General features: G+C 60.5%; 18 protein-coding genes and 2 pseudogenes. 4 read left to right on the top strand and 16 right to left on the bottom strand.

Translation table 11 applies throughout. The features are described 5' to 3' along the window. Positions 1-74: 74 nt before the first annotated feature. Positions 75-899: pseudogene (locus tag ACIGDJ_RS05515) on the bottom strand (cache domain-containing protein); the annotation flags it as partial. A gap of 265 nt (positions 900-1164) precedes the next feature. Beyond that, positions 1165-2481 (bottom strand): Na+/H+ antiporter family protein, encoded by a 1317-nt coding sequence (locus ACIGDJ_RS05510; RefSeq protein ID WP_101159009.1) that lies wholly within the window; start codon positions 2479-2481, stop codon positions 1165-1167. Positions 2482-2887: 406 nt separating this feature from the next. On the opposite strand from ACIGDJ_RS05510, the pseudogene ACIGDJ_RS05505 reads away from it, so the two are divergent. Then, a pseudogene (locus ACIGDJ_RS05505) lies at positions 2888-4186 on the top strand (HAMP domain-containing protein); the annotation flags it as partial. 102 nt (positions 4187-4288) lie between these two features. Continuing rightward, positions 4289-5044: a methyl-accepting chemotaxis protein gene (locus ACIGDJ_RS05500; RefSeq protein WP_371699990.1), complete on the top strand. Its 756-nt coding sequence runs from the start codon at positions 4289-4291 to the stop codon at positions 5042-5044. A gap of 132 nt (positions 5045-5176) precedes the next feature. On the opposite strand, the gene ACIGDJ_RS05495 is transcribed toward ACIGDJ_RS05500, so the two are convergent. From ACIGDJ_RS05495 to ACIGDJ_RS05480, 4 genes are read right to left on the bottom strand one after another with little or no spacing between them, the layout of a single operon-like run. Beyond that, positions 5177-6490: a sensor histidine kinase gene (locus tag ACIGDJ_RS05495; RefSeq protein ID WP_101159011.1), complete on the bottom strand. Its 1314-nt coding sequence runs from the start codon at positions 6488-6490 to the stop codon at positions 5177-5179. After that, positions 6487-7155 (bottom strand): response regulator transcription factor, encoded by a 669-nt coding sequence (locus ACIGDJ_RS05490; protein WP_016775412.1) that lies wholly within the window; start codon positions 7153-7155, stop codon positions 6487-6489. The genes ACIGDJ_RS05495 and ACIGDJ_RS05490 overlap by 4 nt, the downstream gene beginning before the upstream one ends. Before the next feature lie 3 nt (positions 7156-7158). Continuing rightward, positions 7159-7470: a PepSY domain-containing protein gene (locus ACIGDJ_RS05485; protein ID WP_101159012.1), complete on the bottom strand. Its 312-nt coding sequence runs from the start codon at positions 7468-7470 to the stop codon at positions 7159-7161. Continuing rightward, complete coding sequence (locus tag ACIGDJ_RS05480; protein WP_016775414.1) at positions 7470-7778, bottom strand: PepSY domain-containing protein; 309 nt, start codon at positions 7776-7778, stop codon at positions 7470-7472. Before ACIGDJ_RS05480 ends, ACIGDJ_RS05485 begins: the two co-directional genes overlap by 1 nt. Positions 7779-8058: 280 nt before the next feature. Between ACIGDJ_RS05480 and ACIGDJ_RS05475 the strand changes: the two genes are divergently transcribed. Further along, the gene (locus ACIGDJ_RS05475) at positions 8059-9138 is read left to right on the top strand and encodes a patatin-like phospholipase family protein (RefSeq protein WP_397478779.1); all 1080 of its coding nucleotides are present in this window, start codon (positions 8059-8061) and stop codon (positions 9136-9138) included. Positions 9139-9406: 268 nt separating this feature from the next. Then, positions 9407-10585 (top strand): tyrosine-type recombinase/integrase, encoded by a 1179-nt coding sequence (locus ACIGDJ_RS05470; RefSeq protein ID WP_397478778.1) that lies wholly within the window; start codon positions 9407-9409, stop codon positions 10583-10585. Here the strand turns inward: ACIGDJ_RS05470 and ACIGDJ_RS05465 are convergent. From ACIGDJ_RS05465 to ACIGDJ_RS05420, 10 genes are all read right to left on the bottom strand, one after another. Then, positions 10582-10926: a LexA family transcriptional regulator gene (locus tag ACIGDJ_RS05465; RefSeq protein WP_101158944.1), complete on the bottom strand. Its 345-nt coding sequence runs from the start codon at positions 10924-10926 to the stop codon at positions 10582-10584. The two genes, ACIGDJ_RS05470 and ACIGDJ_RS05465, sit on opposite strands and share 4 nt — an antisense overlap. A 79-nt stretch (positions 10927-11005) precedes the next feature. Then, complete coding sequence (locus tag ACIGDJ_RS05460; protein WP_397478777.1) at positions 11006-11428, bottom strand: cell wall hydrolase; 423 nt, start codon at positions 11426-11428, stop codon at positions 11006-11008. A 58-nt stretch (positions 11429-11486) separates the two neighbouring features. Further along, the gene (locus ACIGDJ_RS05455; protein ID WP_397478789.1) at positions 11487-11816 is read right to left on the bottom strand and encodes a phage tail protein; all 330 of its coding nucleotides are present in this window, start codon (positions 11814-11816) and stop codon (positions 11487-11489) included. Positions 11817-11848: 32 nt separating this feature from the next. Next, positions 11849-12178 carry a hypothetical protein gene (locus ACIGDJ_RS05450; RefSeq protein ID WP_397478776.1) on the bottom strand — a complete coding sequence of 110 codons (330 nt, stop codon included), beginning with the start codon at positions 12176-12178 and terminating at the stop codon, positions 11849-11851. Then, positions 12178-13131, bottom strand: coding sequence for a phage tail protein (locus tag ACIGDJ_RS05445; RefSeq protein WP_397478775.1), 954 nt, complete (start codon positions 13129-13131; stop codon positions 12178-12180). The genes ACIGDJ_RS05450 and ACIGDJ_RS05445 overlap by 1 nt, the downstream gene beginning before the upstream one ends. Positions 13132-13155: 24 nt before the next feature. Then, positions 13156-13572, bottom strand: a complete 417-nt coding sequence (locus tag ACIGDJ_RS05440) for a hypothetical protein (RefSeq protein WP_256589819.1) — start codon at positions 13570-13572, stop codon at positions 13156-13158. A 242-nt stretch (positions 13573-13814) separates the two neighbouring features. After that, positions 13815-14123 (bottom strand): hypothetical protein, encoded by a 309-nt coding sequence (locus tag ACIGDJ_RS05435; RefSeq protein ID WP_256589818.1) that lies wholly within the window; start codon positions 14121-14123, stop codon positions 13815-13817. A gap of 51 nt (positions 14124-14174) precedes the next feature. Further along, positions 14175-17741 (bottom strand): phage tail protein, encoded by a 3567-nt coding sequence (locus ACIGDJ_RS05430; RefSeq protein ID WP_397478774.1) that lies wholly within the window; start codon positions 17739-17741, stop codon positions 14175-14177. A gap of 57 nt (positions 17742-17798) precedes the next feature. Then, positions 17799-18362, bottom strand: a complete 564-nt coding sequence (locus ACIGDJ_RS05425) for a tail assembly protein (protein WP_186566057.1) — start codon at positions 18360-18362, stop codon at positions 17799-17801. 80 nt (positions 18363-18442) lie between these two features. After that, complete coding sequence (locus ACIGDJ_RS05420) at positions 18443-18787, bottom strand: hypothetical protein (RefSeq protein WP_397478773.1); 345 nt, start codon at positions 18785-18787, stop codon at positions 18443-18445. Positions 18788-18801: the final 14 nt, after the last annotated feature.

The following is an 18801-nucleotide window of genomic DNA, read 5'->3' as shown; positions in this document are numbered from 1 at the left end:
GAGACCTGGGTGACCAGCCCGGTCAGTTGCGTGGTCATCTCGGTGATCTGCCGCACCAGGCCGTGGATCTTGTCGACGAAACGGTTGAACGAGCCGGCCAGTTCGCCGAGCTCGTCCTGGCTGGTGATGTTCAGGCGCCGGGTCAGGTCGCCCTCGCCCGCCGCGATGTCATCGAGGCTGGCTTTCATTTGCGTCAGCGGACGCAGAATGGTGTTGGCCAGCAGCATGCCCGCCGCCGCAATCACCAACAGCACCAGCACCGCGACGCCGACGATGCTCAGCACCACGCCTTGCACCCGCTCCTGCACTTGCGCCTCGACCTGCGCCACTTGCGCTTCGATGCCGTCGAGATTGACCGAGGTACCGACCGCCATGTCCCACTTCGGCAGGTATTCGGTGTAACCGAGTTTCGGCACGAGCACCTTGGCGTTGCCCGGCAGCGGCGAGCTGTATTGCAGATAGTGAGTGCCGTCCTTGGCCACTTTGACCAGGCCGAGGTTGACGTAGACGCCGTTCGGATCGCGGTTGTCCTTGAAGCTTTTGCCCACGCCGTCGGGGTCGTTGGCCTTGAACAGGCGCACGGTCTCGGAGTCGTAGCCGAAGAAGTAGCCGTCCTTGCCGTAGCGGATGCCCGAGAGCAATTTGATTGCCTGGGCGCGCGCCGCGTCGTCGCCCGGTGCGGCGGCGTCGTACAGCGGTTTGATCGTGGTCATGGCCACGGCGACGTAACTTTGCAGGGTGGCCTTGGCATCGCTGAGCAGCCGCTCGCGGGTCTGTTCGACTTCCTTGCGCGCCTGTTCCTGAAGGATGAACAGCGTGGTCACGCTGATGACCAGCGCAAAGAGCAGCACCGGCAGAACGGCAAGGGACAGGACTTTAGCCTTGAGACTCAGGCGCATCGGGGGACTCACTCTTTTGGTTTTGTTGGCGTGGTTAAAGGCTTTAACGGCACGCCGGAGCAAAAGTTGAGCGAAGGGATTACCCCACTCCCCTGTGGGAGCCAGCCTGCTGGCGATAGCGGCGTTTCAGTTGATCGTTCCCACGCTCTGCGTGGGAATGCCTCATCGGACGCTCCGCGTTCGGCTTCTGGAAGGGACGCAGAGCGTCCCGGACTGCATTCCCACGCAGAGCGTGGGAACGATCACAGGGTGATCGGTGACAGGGTCAGAGCACCATCGCGGCCACCCAGCCGAATGCCAGCAGCGGCAGGTTGTAGTGCAGGAAAGTCGGCACCACGGTGTCCCAGATGTGGTGATGCTGGCCGTCGATGTTCAGGCCGGAGGTCGGGCCGAGGGTCGAATCCGAGGCCGGCGAACCGGCGTCGCCCAATGCACCGGCGGTGCCAACGATGCACACGATGGCCATCGGGCTGAAGCCCAGTTGTACGCACAACGGCACGAAAATCGCGGCCAGAATCGGCACGGTGGAGAACGACGAGCCGATGCCCATGGTCACCAGCAATCCCACCAGCAGCATCAACAGTGCGCCGACGCCTTTGCTGTGGTTGATCCACGCAGCCGACGATTCAACCAGTGTCTGCACTTGCCCGGTGGCCTTCATCACTTCGGCGAAGCCTGAGGCGGCGATCATGATGAAGCCGATCATCGCCATCATTTTCATGCCTTCGGTGAACAGGTCATCGGTCTCGCGCCACTTGACGATGCCGGACACCGAAAAGATCAAAAAGCCCACCAGCGCCCCGATAATCATCGAATCCAACAGCAGTTGCACCACGAACGCCGAAGCAATGGCCACGCCTGCAATCATCAGGCTCAGCGGGTTGTATTGCACCGCCGCCTGCTCGACCTGTTCGATTTTGGCAAGGTCATAAACGCGCTTCTTGCGATAGCTGATGAACGCCATCGCCAGACCGAAGACCATGCCCAGCGCCGGAATGCCCATGGCGTGGGTGATATTGATGCCGCTGATGTCGACGCCGCTGCGCGCGACGTTGGCCAGCAGAATTTCATTGAGGAAGATGTTGCCGAACCCCACCGGCAGGAACATGTACGGGGTGATCAGGCCGAAGGTCATGACGCAAGCGATCAGGCGGCGATCGAGTTGCAGCTTGGTCAGCACATAGAGAAGCGGCGGCACCAGCAGCGGAATGAACGCGATGTGGATGGGCAGAATATTCTGCGAGGCAATCGCCACGACCCACAGCAGGCCGATCAACAGCCATTTGACGTTACCGCCGCTGGTCGCGTGTTGCCGATCGACCATGGCCAGAGCCTTGTCGGCCAGTGCATGGGCCAGCCCGGACTTGGCGATCGCCACGGCGAAAGCGCCGAGCAACGCGTAGGACAACGCCACCGTCGCGCCGCCGCCCAGGCCGCTGTTGAACGCCTTGAGTGTGGCGTCGATGCCCAGACCACCGGTCAGGCCACCGACCAGCGCTCCGACGATCAGCGCGATCACCACATGCACGCGCGACAGGCTGAGGATCAGCATGACGCCGACGGCTGCTATGACTGCATTCATTTCACTACCTCGAAAAACACTGCGGTGGACAACCGACCGCCAGACAGGATGAGTCCGCCAGAACTGGTCGGCGGAACCAAAAGGGTCTTGTTAAAAGGGCGCGCACTGTGCCCCAAGCAGCCTCAAGCTGCAAGTTTCGAGCGGCAAGCGAAAAGCAAATCCTTGCGCCCACGCCTCGCTTTTCGCTTGCCGCTTGATCGTTCCCACGCGCAGCAAAGGAATGTCTCAATGGACGCTCTGCGTCCGCTTTGGGACGCGGAGCGTGCCGGGCTGCATTCCCACGCAGAGCGTGGGAACGATCATCAAGGTCCGCCTCTAGCTGCGGCTTGCGGTTTGCAGCTTGCCGCTCAAGAAAGCTGCTTTTCAGCCGTTACAGTGCAAAGTCTCAGATATTTATCGAATAAGGATGTTTTCCATGTCGCTCAGACACCTTTCCATCCAATGGAAAATCACCCTGCTCGCCGGCCTCTGCCTCGCCGGTATCGTGACCCTGCTCGTCGGTCTTTCGCTCTACCGCATGGAGCACAGTTCCGCGTTGGTCAAGGCGTCAAGCATGGAAATGCTCACCGAGTCGGCACAGGCGCGCATCGAGTCGCAGGGTGAGGTGCAAGCGGCGGGCATTCGTCAGCAATTCATGGACGCCTATCAGTACGGTCACGGTTTCTCGCGCCAGGTGCTGTTTTTGCGCGAGCAGGCCGAGAAGCGTTTTCTCGACGCCTTCGACCTGCGCGAGGACATGACCCGTCAGGTCAAATCCGCGCTGCAGGCCAACCCGGACCTGCTCGGCCTGTCGCTGGTGTTCGAAGCCAATGCGCTGGACGGCAAGGACGAACTGTTCGCCGATCAGGCTGAGCTGGGCAGCAACGACAAGGGCCGTTTTGCCCTGTACTGGTCGCAGCCGACCCCGGGCAAAGTCACCTCGATGGCGCTGCCGGAAAGCGACATGAGCGACACCCGCACCGGCCCCAGCGGTCAGGCCGCCAACGCCTGGTTCACCTGCCCGCGCACCACGCTCAAACCGTGCGTGATCGAGCCGTACTTCTATGTCATCGACGGCCACAAAGTGCTGATGACCAGCATCGTCTTCCCGCTGCAGGTCAATGGCAAAGTCATCGCCTCGCTGTCGGTCGACATCAATCTCAACAGCCTGCAAGCGGTCAGCCAAAACGCGAGCAAAAAACTCTACGACGGTCAGACCGCCGTCAGCATCGTCAGCCCTGCAGGCCTGCTCGCCGGCTACAGCGCCGACGCCAGCAAACTCAGTCAGCGTCTGGATGCGGTGGATCAAGCCAGCGGCAGCGAGTTGCTGCGCCTGCTCGCCTCGAGCACTGGCGTGAGCAGTCTGCACAGCAATGGCCAGTTGAAAGTGCTCTCGCCGTTCCAGCCGATTCCCGGCGGGCCGGCCTGGGGCGTGCTGCTGGATGTGCCGGAAAAAGTCCTGGTCAGCCGCGCCGAAGCGCTCAAGCAGCAACTGGATGCGAGCAATACTTCGGGCACGCTGATCGAACTGAGCCTCGGCCTGCTCGCGGCGCTGATCGGTCTGCTGCTGGTGTGGTTGATGGCGCGCAGCGTGACCAAACCGATTCTCGGCGTGGCACACATGCTTGAAGACATCGCCAGCGGCGAAGGCGACCTGACCCGGCGTCTGGCCTATGACAAGCAGGATGAGCTCGGACAACTGGCCGGCTGGTTCAATCGCTTCCTCGACAAGTTGCAGCCGATCATTGCCGAAGTGAAACGCTCGGTGCAGGACGCGCGCAACACCGCCGACCAGTCTTCGGCCATCGCCACTCAGACCAGCGCCGGCATGGAGCAGCAATATCGCCAGGTCGATCAGGTCGCCACCGCGTCCCACGAAATGAGCGCCACCGCGCAAGACGTGGCACGCAGTGCCGCGCAGGCCGCCGAAGCCGCGAAGGACGCCGACCGCGCCACCCGTCAGGGCCTGACCGTGATTGACCGCACCACCGCGAGCATCGACACCCTCGCCGCCGACATGAGCGCGGCGATGGTTCAGGTTGAGGGCCTGGCCGCCAACAGCGAGAAAATCGGCACGGTGCTGGAAACCATCCGCGCCATCGCCGAGCAAACCAATCTCTTGGCACTCAACGCCGCCATCGAAGCCGCCCGTGCCGGTGAAGCCGGACGCGGTTTCGCCGTGGTCGCCGATGAGGTGCGCAACCTGGCACGCCGCACGCAGGAGTCGGTGGAGGAAACCCGTCAGGTCATCGAGCAATTGCAGAACGGCACGCAGGAAGTGGTCGGTTCGATGGGCAACAGCCATCGTCAGGCGCAGGGCAGTGTCGAGCAGGTGGGCCAGGCGGTAACGGCGCTGCGGCAGATCGGCGATGCGGTGACGGTGATCAGTGACATGAACCTGCAGATCGCCAGCGCCGCCGAAGAGCAGAGCGCAGTGGCCGAGGAGATCAACAACAACGTGGCGACGATTCGCGATGTGACCGAATCATTGTCCGGGCAGGCGAATGAGTCCGCGCGAGTGAGCCAGTCGCTCAACAGCCTGGCGAATCAGCAGCAGCGGTTGATGGATCAGTTCCGGGTCTGAAATCCACCGTCTATCGAATGTGGGAGCGGGCTTGCTCGCGAAGGCGGTGTGTCAGGCGAGACAATGATCGACTGACACGCCACTTTCGCGAGCAAGCCCGCTCCCACAGGTCAATCTTTGGCAGTTTCAGAGTCACCGCTTAGGCAGTTCAATCACCACTTTCAACCCGCCCCACTCGCTCTCGCCCAGCACCAGCAAGCCACCCCACGTATCGACAATGTCCCGCACAATTCCCAATCCCAGCCCATGCCCATGGGTCTGCTCATCCAGCCGCGTGCCGCGGCTGAACACCTGGGTGCGCTGCTCTTCGGGGATCCCCGGGCCGTCGTCTTCCACGCTCAGCGCAAAACCGTCAGTGCGCTCGATGACGCTCAGGCGCACTTCGGCATCGGCCCATTTGCAAGCGTTGTCGAGCAGGTTACCGAGCAGTTCGAGCAAATCCTCACGATCCCATGGCAATTGCAGCCCGGGCGGTGCGACGTAATTCAAGGCCAGATGTTCGCCGTGGATCATGTTCAGCGTCGCCAGCAGCCCCGGCAGTTCGGCATCGCAGTCGAACAACGCGCCGGGCAGCGCATCCCCCGATAACCGCGCGCGATTGAGTTCGCGATTGAGGCGCTGCTGCACCTGTTCCAGTTGTTCCTTGAGAATCCTGCGCAGCTCGGGATGGTCATCGAGCTTTTCGCTGGAAGCCAGGCTCAGCAGCACTGCCAGCGGGGTTTTCAGCGCGTGGCCGAGATTTCCCAAGGCATTGCGCGAGCGCTTGAGGCTGTCTTCGGTGTGGGCGAGCAAATGGTTGATCTGCGCCACCAGTGGCTCCAGCTCCACCGGTACCTGATCGTCGAGTTGCGAGCGCTGGCCCTGTTGCAGTTGAGCAATCTGCTCGCGCGCGCGTTCCAGTGGTTTCAGCGCGCGGCGTACGGTCAGACGTTGCAGGAACAGGATCAGCAGCAACGCCGCCAGCCCCAGACCCAGGCCGATCTGGCGCATGCGCTGGAAACTGTCGCTGACCGGCGTGTAATCCTGAGCGACGCTGATCGAGATTGATTGGCCCAGGCGCCGATAGTCCGAGCGCAGTATCAACAAGCGCTGCCCGCCCGGGCCCAATTGCAGGTTGCTGTGCAGCCCCGGTTGTTGCAGCAGCGGCAGCTCCTGATCCCACAGCGAGCGCGAACGCCAATGGCTGTCAGAGAAGTCGATGCGAAAGTAATGCCCGGAAAAGGGCCGCTGATAGGCCGGCGACAGATGCCGCTCATCCAGTTGCAGGCCTTGCGGGCCGCGCACCAGCGCCACCAGCAGGCTTTCGCTGTCGTTGCGCAGGCCGGCTTCGAGGTAGCGCTGCAAACCCACTTCGAACAACCACAGACTGGTCTGCGCCAGCACCAGACCGACGATCACCATCACACTGATCAAACCCAGGCTCAAACGGCGCTGGATTGACCTCATGAAGCTTGCCCGCCAAACAGATAGCCCTGACCGCGACGGGTTTCAATCACGCTTTTACCGAGCTTGCGCCGCAGGTGATTGACATGCACTTCTAGGACGTTGGAGTCACGCTCGGTTTCGCCGTCGTAGAGGTGTTCGGCGAGGTGGCTTTTCGAGAGGATCTGTTCGGGGTGCAGCATGAAATAGCGCAGCAGGCGAAATTCTGCAGCGGTCAACTGGATGTCGGCGCCGTCGCGAACCACGCACTGACGGCCTTCGTCCAGATGCAGACCGGCGGCTTGCAGGGTCGGCTGATTGGCCTGGCCCTTGGAGCGGCGCAACAGCGATTGAATGCGCAGGTACAGCTCTTCGGGGTGGAACGGTTTGGTCAGGTAATCATCCGCGCCCGCCTTCAGACCTTCGATGCGCTCGGCCCAGGAATCGCGCGCGGTGAGGATCAGCACCGGAATCGCCAGCCCGGCCGCGCGCCACTGCGCCAGCACGTCCAGCCCCGGCACGCCGGGCAGGCCAAGATCGAGGATGATCAGGTCATAGGGCTCGCTGCTGCCCTGATACACCGCATCGCGGCCGTCTGCGAGCCAATCCACCGCGTAGCCTTGGCGTTGCAGGCCAGCGAGCAATTCGTCGGCCAGCGGTACGTGGTCTTCCACCAGAAGCAAACGCATCGATCAATCTTCCTTGTCTTTGACTAACTCGCCGGTATCGGCCTTCAAGTGCAGCTCGCGCGCTACGCCTTCGACCGTCAGCAATTCGACTTCGTAAATGTACACGTCGTGTTTTTCTTCCAGCTCGACTTCCAGCAGTTTGGCGCCGGGGTAGCGGTCCATGGCCTGCTGCAGCACTTGCTCCAGCGGCAGAATCACGCCCTGGCGACGCAGTTCCAGCGCCTCGTCCTGATCAAGATCCCGGGCCATGACAGTGCTGCAGAGCAACACCAGCGCCAGCGCTGTCAGGCGGGTGGCGCGAATATTCAGCTTCATTACGTATCCTGATGATCCCTGAGCACTTCACCATCGACGGCATTCAACTCCAGATCCCACTTCAGCCCTTTGGGGTCACGCAGTTCGATCTGGTAAATGAACTTGCCGTACTCTTCCTCCAGCTCGGTTTCGGTGATTTCCGAACCGGGGTGTTTTTCCAGCGCGATGGCGTTGAGCTTCTCGAAGGAGACGATAGTACCAGCGTCGCGCAAACGAAGCGCTTCGTCAGGCCCGAGATCGCGCGCCAGCGCAGTGTTGGCGCCAAGGCCGAGGATCGAGGCAGTGGTCAGGGCAGTCAGGGTTTTCATGGGTGTCTCCGAATTCTTGTATGTTGCTTACGGTGGGCACCATAGCGGGGTCAACTTAACTGAAACTGAATGGCCATCATTGTGCCCCTCAGTCCGATCGTTCCCACGCGCAGCAAAGGAATGCCTCAAGGGACGCTCCGCGTTCCAATGGGACGCAGAGCGTCCCCGGCTGCATTCCCACGCAGAGCGTGGGAACGATCTGTACGCCGTCGTCGCGGGCCCTCCCACAGGATTCGGCGGTGTGCTTATAATTCGCAGCTTGCTAACGATCGAGACCGGTATGACCGCCATCCACATCAAGTTCCCTGCCCTTACGCTCAAGGCCGGCCCGCGGGCCATGGCGCGGATTCGTGCGCAGGGGCTGCACGCCGCTGACGTCGGCACCCTGCCCGGCGCGGCCGGTGGGCCGAAGGCGCTGGGGATTCAGGGGCTCGATCTGGCGTTGTTCGGCGAGTGGTTGCCGAGTGCGCCGCGCGAGCGTTCGCTGATCGGTGCATCGGTGGGTTCCTGGCGCTTCGCCAGTGCCTGCCTGCCGGACGCCGCCGAGGGCATTCGCCGCCTCGGTCAGCTGTACGCCGAGCAGAATTTCAACAAAGGCGTGACCATGGCCGAGATCAGTCAGAGCTCGCAGCGCATGCTCAACGACCTGCTCGACGGCCGCGATGCGAGCATCCTGGAAAACCCCGATTACCGTCTGAACATCATGGTGGTGAAAAGCCAGGGACGCCTCGCCGAAGACCATCGCGGGCGCCTTGGTCTGGCGCTGGGTTCAGTGATCGCCGACAACCTGCGCGGTCGTGCACGGTTGTCGCGGCACTTCGAACGGCTGATCATCCACGATCCGCGCCTGGCCCCGCCGCTCGATGCCTTGACCGATTTCCCCTCGCGCTTCGTTGCACTCAATACCGGCAATCTGCGTCAGGCCCTGCTCGCTTCCGGGTCGATTCCGATGGTCATGGAAGGCGTGCGCGACTTGCCCGGCGCCGGCGCGGGGACGTTCCGCGACGGGGGCCTGCTCGACTATCACCTTGACCTGCCCTACAGCGGCGACGGCATCGTGCTCTATCCGCACTTCACCGATCGGGTGATTCCCGGCTGGTTCGACAAGACCCTGCCATGGCGCCGCGCTTCGGTGCAGCGTTTGCAGGACGTGGTGCTGGTCGCGCCGTCGAAGGAATATCTGGCGCGTCTGCCCTACGGCAAACTGCCCGATCGGAACGACTTCAAACGCTTCATGGGCGATGCGCCGAACCGGCAGAAATACTGGCATGCGGCGATGGACGAAAGCCGCCGACTGGGCGACGAATTTCTCGAACTGACGGCCAACGGTCGCCTCGCCGACCGGTTGCTGACCCTTTAGTCAGCACGGTCAAAGACAAGCTGATAAACTCGCCGCCTGCCCGAATCGCTGCGGCGAACGCCATCTGAACAGAGCCGAAATTACCGTGGAAATCTTCAAAGATTCCACGGTAGCCTCCCGCCTAAAACCCCTCCGTTTCATAAACCCCCGCGTAACCGCTGATACATAAGCCGATCGAGTACCAAGCTGTACCGTGCGATACCTTCCCAGTGACAAAGACTTAGTACATCATCCAGTACATTGAGATCAGAAAGCAGAGGATGTACTAGTGGCAATCTCGGACACTGCGGCCAGGCAGGCCAAGCCGAAGGACAAGGCATACACGATCGCCGACTCCCTTGGGCTTTCCCTCTATATAGCCACCAGCGGCATAAAAAGCTGGCACTTTCGATTCACTTGGCTTGGTAAACAGGCGCGGATTTCATTCGGGACTTACCCGGATACAGGCCTAAAGGAAGCGCGCGCGCGTCGAGACGCCGCACGGGAAGACATTGCCAGCGGGATTGACCCGCGCAATTCGAGAAGGGAGAAAAAGGCCGAGATGATCGAGGCCGGGGGCCGTACCTTTCGTCGTGTTTACGACGAGTGGCTGGCATTCAGGAAGGGGAGCATTTCGCCTGGGACATACCGAATCATCAGCAACTTGATGGAACTGGATGTACTGCCAGCTTTTGGCACGCGGCAAATCGACTCTATCAAGCGAGCCGATGTCATCAGCTTGATTCGGAAGATTGAGAAACGCGGCTCGGTAGCCACCGCCGTCAAGGTGCGTCAGCGAACAGGCCAGGTTTTCAGCTATGCCATTGCAATTGGCTTGATCGACGTAAACCCTACCGCAGAGATGCACGCAGTCACTGAGCGCATGGGCCAGCACAAGCCTCACCCCTTCCTGCCTTTCAGCGAAATGCCGAAAACGATAGCGGCTGTTCAAGAATCATCTTCAGGCCAGCAGCTTCGAGCGGCATTCATGTTGATGATCTACACCGCGTCCCGCCCGGGAGAGGTACGTCGCGCTGAATGGTCGGAGATCGATCTCGATACTGCCGTATGGACAACCCCCGCCGCCAAGATGAAAATGCGCAGAGACCACTCGGTGCCTCTGCCTACTCAAGCGGTTGATCTTTTAAAAGCAATGCTGCCGATCACGGGCCACCTTCGTTACGTTTTCGTCAATCGCAGTGACTCGACGATGCCGATCGGCACCAACTATGCAAACAACGTTCTGGACGCCTGCGGCCTGACCGGAAAGCAGTCTCCACACGGTTTCCGCCATCTCTTTTCAACCGAGATGAACGGGAGGGGCTATAACCGAGACTGGATCGAGCGTCAGCTTGCGCACGCAGACAGCAGCTTCATCCGCGACGTTTACAACCACGCTTCCTATCTCGAGCAGCGACGGGCAATGATGCAGGAGTGGGCTGATCTGGTGACGACCGAGCGAGCTTAAGCGGATTGCCCGTGGTCGCGAATACTGTGAGTGACCACGCCCCACACTTCAAACGTGTCGCCTTCGAGAATGTGTCGATCCGGGTAGCCACTGCTGGCCGACCTCAGGACAGGCCGGCCATGCACGTAGATGAGGAACTTCACTGCTGGTTCCTGGTTGATTACGCCTATGACCATGTTACCGGCAACCGCCTCTCGTCCTTTGTCCACCACCAGCAAATCGCCGCTGAAAACGCCGGCGCCTTTCATGCTGTCGCCCTCGCACATCACCAGGTAAGTACCGGGGGCTCGAATGTTCAGTAATTGATCGAGGGAAATTTCGAGATGGTCGGGGGCGTTCATGGTCGGCTCAGGGCTGTATGGGCAGACAGCATTCTATGCTGATACGCCTTCTATGTAAGAGCTGCTCGTCCGCATTTGATCAAGGAACATCCTTGAAGAAGATGTGGTGACCGAGCCGGAGTGTCTGCTTGGCCTTTGCCGCCCATGCCGGCGCCTTGATGCTGGTAGCGTAGTAGTGGGTGGCGCCGCCGGTGGGATCCGGCACCTTGCCGTCGATCACTTGGTCAGCCGCTACCCGGCACTGCGCCAGCTCGCGGAAAGGGATCTGCTTCACGCCGATCAGGAACTGATAATTCGGGTCGGTCTTGTTCCAGCAGCTGAACTGGTACGGTTTCTGGCAGACGCCGGCGTAGCCTTCACCCCACCACGACTTTTCCTTTCCATCGAACACGCGGTTGCGGATTGTCCAAGCCACTGCGATCTGCCCCGCCGTTCCTTCGCCGCGAGCCTCGCCCCAGATTGTGCGGGCGAGGATGTCGCGGTCTTTTTCGGTTACAGGCATCACTTTTCTCCAGGCAAAAAAATCCCGCTCGACGGCGGGTTTCGGTGTTCGATGCGGCTCAGGCTGCGTCGGGGCCGCTAAGCAAAGGCGCGGCGATGATTTCCGGGATCGGTGGTTCGGCTGGCCATACCGGCGCTTGATACCAGGTAGGCTGAACGGTCACCTTGCCCAGCGCGAACTTATAGGTTTTCCACGCTTTGAGCGTGACCAGCAACGCGGCCTGCTCTGCCTCATCCTCAGCCGTCGCCTCTCCCACTTCGATACCGAATCCGATCGTGTCGATTCGATCCTGAATGCGGGCAATTTGCGACACCGCTGCACTGTTGCGAGCGGCGAGCTCAGCTTTTGCCCGCGCCAGCGCTTCGGCAGCCTGAACAGCATCCTTCATCGCCTTGGTGATCAATTTGCTCCAATCGATATTCACTTGGCTGCCTCCGTGGGTTGCTCTGGATCCGCCAGTGGTTGCGGCAAACTCACCACACCCTCAGGAACATTCAGTAAAGGTTCCGGGTACGCCTGCTCTGGACTGAAATTGATGGGTAGCGGAAGGAAGATAGTGATCTCAAGCTCCCCGCTCTTTCGATCAACCTGTCCCGCGAACCAGGATGAGCTGATCGCCGTGGCAGGCAAGGTATCGCCCTCTTGAATGGGGGAAAAATCGAAGGTCTCGCCGTTTACCACAAGCGCGTCACCGATGCGGACAACGCTCAGTTCGGCGTCACTACGGATGGGTTGCAGATCAATCCTCATCAGAACCATCTCCCAATCGAAAAAATATTGAATGCCACGCCCGAAGTAACAGTCGACGATGCCGGGGAGGCGAGAAACAGACTGAACGTGTTGCCGTTGGTGGCTTCTGCCAGGGGGCACCATGCTGCACGTCCCGCTGCAGAAGGGTCTCGCACTTGAACAAAAAGCAGCGGTGCGGCGGAAAACAATGCGGGCATATTGCCAACGATCGGTCCGGCAAAGCGGTTCGCTGTCACGGCAGTCCAGCCGGGGGTTAGGCTGAGAGTTTGCGCAGTGATCATCAGACCTGACGCAAACTTCACCCATGATCCGGCGCTGCTCGAGCCGGATTCAAAAATTGCACCAGTAGGAACGCCGGCGTTTTGTGAGACCGTGCCAAGCACTGCCGCTACAGCAGCAGTTCCCAGGCCGAGCCCGGTGCGAGCGTCAGGAACATTCTTACCGCCGGTTCCGCCTTGGGCCACAGAAAGCGCTGTGGTCAGAGCCGACAGGGAGTTGATGTCGCTGTTGGCGCCCGATTTGGCCGCGCCAAGGGTTGATCGCGCAGCGCTCGCATCGGCAGCACTCAACAATCCCTCAATGAAAATTGAAAGATCGTCGATTCCGGTACCACCCTTGCTGGCCGGCAAAATGTCGTAGTTGCCAGTGGTGCCGAGCGCCGCCAGCTTTTCCCCGTAGCTGTTGAGAATGGCGCGCACCTGGTCAGACAGATCTTTCTGATAACCCTGCACCGGCATGATCGAGTAAAAACCGCCAGCCACTGTCGGGCCTTCGTAGTTCGGAGAGATCGACAATGCGGTGTTGCTGGCGATGTTGGTCACCTCATACCAGCGACCGTCCGGCCCGCGAAAACCATCACCGACCCGGCTGTTGGCAATGAAAGCAGTGCCTGTGCCGATCACGGCATTAGAATTTTGGGTGACAGAGACCGTTCCCGTCTTGTACCAGGGCATTGTGTATCTCCAAAAATGAAAGGGTCAGGCCAGCAATTTGGCGCAGAGGAATGGGCGATGGCCCTGATTGGTCCAGGCGGTGAATGCGAGGCTGTACATCATGATTCGCCCGTTGGCGTAGTCGACGCCGAGCGCGCAACTGCCTCCCGAACCTTCGCTATGACAGCTCATGGTGAAAGGGTTGAGAGAAACATACTCGCCAGCTCCAAGCGCTTTATTGATCGCCCAGATATAGCGACGGCCCACGCTCAGCTGCTCTGTCCCGATGTATGTCCAGTCCCCTGCTGCAAAGGTCACGATGACCGCCGGGGCTCCGCTGTCGTAGCAAAGCGCGCCGCTTGGGTCCCATAGGCGAAGCCCATATGCAGCAGTGCCCATAGAAGTCCAAGCTGCTACGAAGTACTGCCCGCTCAACGATTCGTTGACCTTGGAGGCGTTCATTGAAAACCCCGTCCAATTGCCCGGGCCTCCGGTGAACCAGACTGTATATGGAACCTGAATTACTCCCGTCTGATCAGGCCGTATGAAAACAAGCGGCGGATCTTGGCTCGTTATTGCTCGGGAGAACGTTGCCGTGGCATTGGCCGTCCCTGAGTATGATCCTCGCGTCAGCATGCAAAGCCGTGGAGCCTCCGAGTCGATTTGCACGAAAGCATTGTCATTAATGCTCTGGAATCCATAGCTCATGTCGAATACCTGATCGCGTACGCCTTTGCGACGACCCGCGATTGAATCGTACCGGCACTGGAAGACGGGTTTTTGGGCAGAACAACAACCTGCCCAGCTGACGTCGTAACGAATGGGTATGATTTCTGGTTCGCAGCGCCGTCTCCTTCGGCAGGCTGCACGTCCTGTGCTCTCGTCGGGATGATCATGAATACGCAAGTAGCAGGATTGAAGCCAGGGATGTTCAGTGTGTAACTGGGCACAGTCCCGCTGAAGTCAATCACGCCCTGCCAGATCACCTGATAGGTGAAGCTGTTGGTGTCCATAGCGAGCTGACCGCTCTCGTTAAAGACACGCAGTCCAAATAGCGCCATTGATTACCCCAGATAGCCGAGACGAACACGCAGCACGTTGTTGGCGTCGTAGACCGAGACGTTCAGTGAGTTGATCACCAGACGACCTTGCCCTGGAACGATGCCGTTTATTTCAAGCGTGCCGTCTTTGTTCAGGATCCAGCCTTGCTGGCCGGGGATGTAGTTGGTGGAGCTGATGTAGCTGCCGATCTTGGCGTTGGTGATCGTTCCGTCTTGAATGAACGCCGAATTCATGAACACCTGACCACCCTGCACTGCAAACGGAACCGCGATGGCACCGCCGGCAATGGTGTTGACGATGGCGAAGCGGTCTGCGCTCACCAGGAACTGGCTCTGCAACCCGGCTGGTCCGTTTTCAATTCCAAGACCAACACCGGCGGCGATGTACTGCCCTGTCCCAGAGTTGTATTGCATTTTTACCGACCAGCTCGCAGTGACCTTCCCGTTCACGTCATTAATGATCGACGTGTTCTGCTGAATCGCCGTCTGCTGGTTTCCAACGGTGGTGCTGAGCTGAACCAATTGTTGAGCAGTCGCTTGCTGGTTCGTTGCGACGACCTCCTCAAGGAGAGTGACGTTCGCCGAGTTTTCCGATACCTCCGCGGTCAGTTCTGTCTGGCGGCGCGCCATCGCCTCGGTCTCAGAGGCACGAACCTTCGATTCGGAAGCGACCGCCGCGGTGCTGGTGTAGCTCTTGATCGCGTCCGCGAGATCACCAGCACCATCATCGTCTCGGTAGGAGGCGCGGAGGGCTTCGAACGCTGTGGCTTGAGCGGTGACCACGCCGTCGAGTTCGGAGATCTCCGTGGTGTTGGTCGCTACCTGCTGCGCGAGACCATTCGCCGTCTCCACTGTCTGCCCAACGTCGAGCCAGTACAGCGGGTTCGGTGGTGGGGTATCGACGGGTACCGGGCCGGTTGCCTGGTATATCCGCTTGCCCTGCACCACCAGGTCGTACTCGTCATAGGTGGCATCGGGGTTGTACCCTTTCAGGCCGTCGAGCGCGTCGATCTGCGCCTGCAAGCCAGGAATCTTCTCGATTTCTGCCAGCAGATCCTCGCCGAGTTCCGTCTCGGTGATTTGTCCGGCGATCATTTCCAGAATGGCAGCGGCATCCGAACTGGATTGCCCCTGCACACCAAGCCCGACCGGATACCACGGACCGATGTTGCCGATCTTGTCGACGATGCGCCCCCAGAAATAGAAGGTCACGCCGGCGCGCAGGCCTAGCATGGAGAAATCACTCTGCGGATAGGCCAGGTCTGTCAGCTTGGTTGCGGCATCCAGTTCGGTCGTCGGCCCGTACCAGATCTCCGTGCGCTGGCTGTCCTCGGCGCCAGCAGGGAAACCCCACTTGAGGTAAATGCCGAACAGCAACGGTGTTGCGGTAAGGAACGCCAGCGCCGGCGGCAGCCCCTGCTTACCGGTGAGGTTGGTCAGGATCGAGTTGCGCCACGGCGACGTGATATCGAACGCGCTCACCGCACGCACCCGGGCCACGTAGGCGCCGGCGTAGATGCCAACCACATCAACGTTGGTCATGCCGGTGCGCTGCAGCTTGATCCAGTTGCCGCTGTCCTTGCGCCATTCAACGTCGTAGCCGACAGCGCCATCCACGGCCGGCCAAGTGATCGTCATGGTGGCCACGGCCAGACCCTGCACCACCGATGAGGTCGACGAAAGCGTAACGCTCGCCGGCGCCGGAACGACGGTGATCGGGATCACGCTGATCGGACGTTCTTCCAGGCGTGCACCGGTGTCGATGAAAGCGAACTTGCTCGGCTCGAACTGGAGCGCGCTGATTTCGTAGTCGCCCTCGGTGGTGCGTTTGGTGCGCAGCACGCGATAGAGCGGGATCGCCAGATCATCGGCATCGAGCGCCCATTGCAACTGCACCACCGGCGGCTCGCTGTACGCGACCGTGACGGTTACGGCGTGGCCGTTGACGCTTTGCACGGTGCGACCTTCGGCACGGCCACCCGGCAGGTTGATGATCAGCCGGTCGCCGGCCTTGGCCTGGGTGTCGCGATCGAGGGTAATCACCCGCCCCGCCACCGCCGAGATCCGGCCGCCCACTTCCCGGCCAGCCAGCAGCGAATCCGCCACCGGGATGATATGGCCCGGCAACGGGATCACGCCCTCCATGCCGGTCTTGAACGAGACGGTGCGGTCTTGGTTGTTGCTGAGGATCGCCCACTTGCCACGGCGCTGGGCCTCAGACGCGCGGGTGCAGCCAATGGCGCTGAGCTCGGTCGGCCGGTCGCCGTAGCGGCGTTGAAGATCGAGGTCGGCGAACGGAATGACGTCGGTGTCGTAGTTGTTCGCCGGGTTGTCGTAGCTGACCAGCGCCCGGGTGTAACGGGTCTTCGCCGAGGCACTGCCATAGGAGAACTTGCCGTCGATGACATTGGACCGAGTGAACACGTAGTCGAAGTCCTGCGCACGCGGCATGTCCGCCTGCATGACCAGTTGGCCCTGAGCCCAGTACGTCATGCCCCGGTAAATCGCCGAGATGTCGCGCAGCAGCGACCAGGCATCGGCCTTGCCCTGCAGATTCATGTCGCAGAGGAAGCGCGGCTCCTGGCCGCCGAGCCCGTTCGGCACCAGCTGGTCGCAGTATTGAGCGATGCGGTACAGCTCCCACTTATCGACCATGAACGGCTTGATGCGCTTGCCCAGGCCGAACCTGTCTTCGGTGCAGATGCCGTAGGTGATCCACGCCGGGTTATTGGTCCAGGCCGACTTCATCGAGCCGTCCCACGTCCCGGTGTAGGTGCGGGCGATCGGGTCGTAATTGCTCGGCACCATCCAGCGCCGGGCCTTGCACTTCACGGTTACGGCCGGGATGTTGGTGAATTGCTCGGCGTCGAACTCAATGTATAGCAGCGCAGTGTTCGGATAGCGCAGCTTGGCGTCGATCACTTCGGTATAACCGGCCACCAGCATGGTGTCGGCGATCTTGTTGGTGTTCTGGTTTGGCGTCAGCCGGCGCACGCGGATCTGCCAGCCGGTGGTGGCGTCCGGCAAATCGATGCGACGGGAGCGCTCGTAGCGCGTGGTGGTCTTGCCGTCGACTGCGTCCACCAGCACCTGCTGATAGGCGCCGCCGTCGGTGGCCACGTCGATCGCGTATTCGATGCGGTAGCCACCGACGTTGCCTTGGTCATCAGACCGTTGCAGCGCCGGCCAGGCCAAACGCATGCGCACGGCGGAAAGCTGGGTGTTGGTGATCGAGCGCACCCACGGCGAATCGCTGCGCAGCTCAATGTTCAGCGACGTCTCGTTCTCCACGGACGGAATGCCGGGAATGTACGTCTGATCCACCGACCCCGGGCGCCAGTCCCACTTCACATTCGGGAAGTTGTAATTGCCACTGGCATCGCGGATCGGCGTGTTGTCCAGATAGATGTCGTAATCGGTCGGGACGCTGTCGAACTCCCCCTCGCCCACGGCAATCAGCAGCTTGGCCAGGTTGGTCGAGCGCAGACTGTCGCTGGCTTCGGTCGGCGACTTCGGCTTGCTGCTGCCGCCCTTCTCGCCGTGGATATCGATCTGTGCTGCTGCGCCCATGCTTTCCTCCAGGCAAAAAAAACCGCCTCGCGGGCGGTCGGTGTGCTGCTGTCCTGATTACACTTTGTCTTCAGCCAGGATCGAGGCCGAGATGATCATGCCGCCCCAACGACGTTCGCCGATGCAGATCGGTACCGGGTTGCCGCTGGCTGTGGTGTTCTTGGCGCTGCCGAACGCGTAGGACGGGGAGTTCTCGGGGGATGCGCTTTGCTTCAGGCCTGAGGCCTGCGGACTGAGCATTTGGATGACACCGCCGGCAACGAGTGCAATGCCCACCGGGGCCAAAGCCTGAAACCCCGGAATGAACGATGCAGCAATCAGGACTGCGCCGATGATCGTTTGAAGCAGGCCAGCACGCTTGCTGCCGCCAACCACCGGCACGATGCGGATTTCCTGAGCGCCGCCCAGCGCGAAATCCTTCTCAGGTACGTTCTTTCTGTTCCGGAAAATGGCGAAGCGCAGACCGCGCCGCTCCAAGTCTTTGATCGCTGCGTCGAACCCCTCCAGCGTGCACTTCAGCGCCTTGAACGCCTCCCCTACGGAGCGACTGCCCAGTTCGCGGTAGTGAACTCGGCCGAACAGTTTAATCAGCGGACCCGATAGAAGAATGGTCGTCATCATTGGCCGGCAATGTGCAGTTGCTGTCACGGTTTCCTCCAGACATAAAAAAACCGCCTTTCGGCGGCTGTTTTTTTGGGTGTTCAAAGGCAATCTTTTATCGCCTGCTTCATGTCTCCGCGGCCATAGCCCGGCGACCATGCCATGCGCTGATACAGCGTTACGGTACTGCCCTTCGGTGCTTTGCGTATATCCAGCAGCTCGTCGGTCATATTGTTGCTCGCGACCAACAATCTGTATCCGTTTTCTGTCTCGGACATTGAGGCATCGCTTCTGGCGTCCTGCCATTTCGGAAAGACGCAAAGCGCGTAGCGCTTCGGGTCTTTCGCTGTGGCTGCCTTGAAGCTTGGATCATTTTTTTGCAGTTCGCCCGGTGATACGCATCCAGCAAGCAGGGCAAGTGCCAATGCCCCTACGATAATTCTCATGGCTCACTCCTTTG

This window comes from Pseudomonas sp. NPDC079367 (assembly GCF_044542195.1).
Classification (GTDB): domain Bacteria; phylum Pseudomonadota; class Gammaproteobacteria; order Pseudomonadales; family Pseudomonadaceae; genus Aquipseudomonas.
Note: the sequence above shows the minus strand (reverse complement) of the source record. Positions and strands in the feature narration are given on the sequence as shown.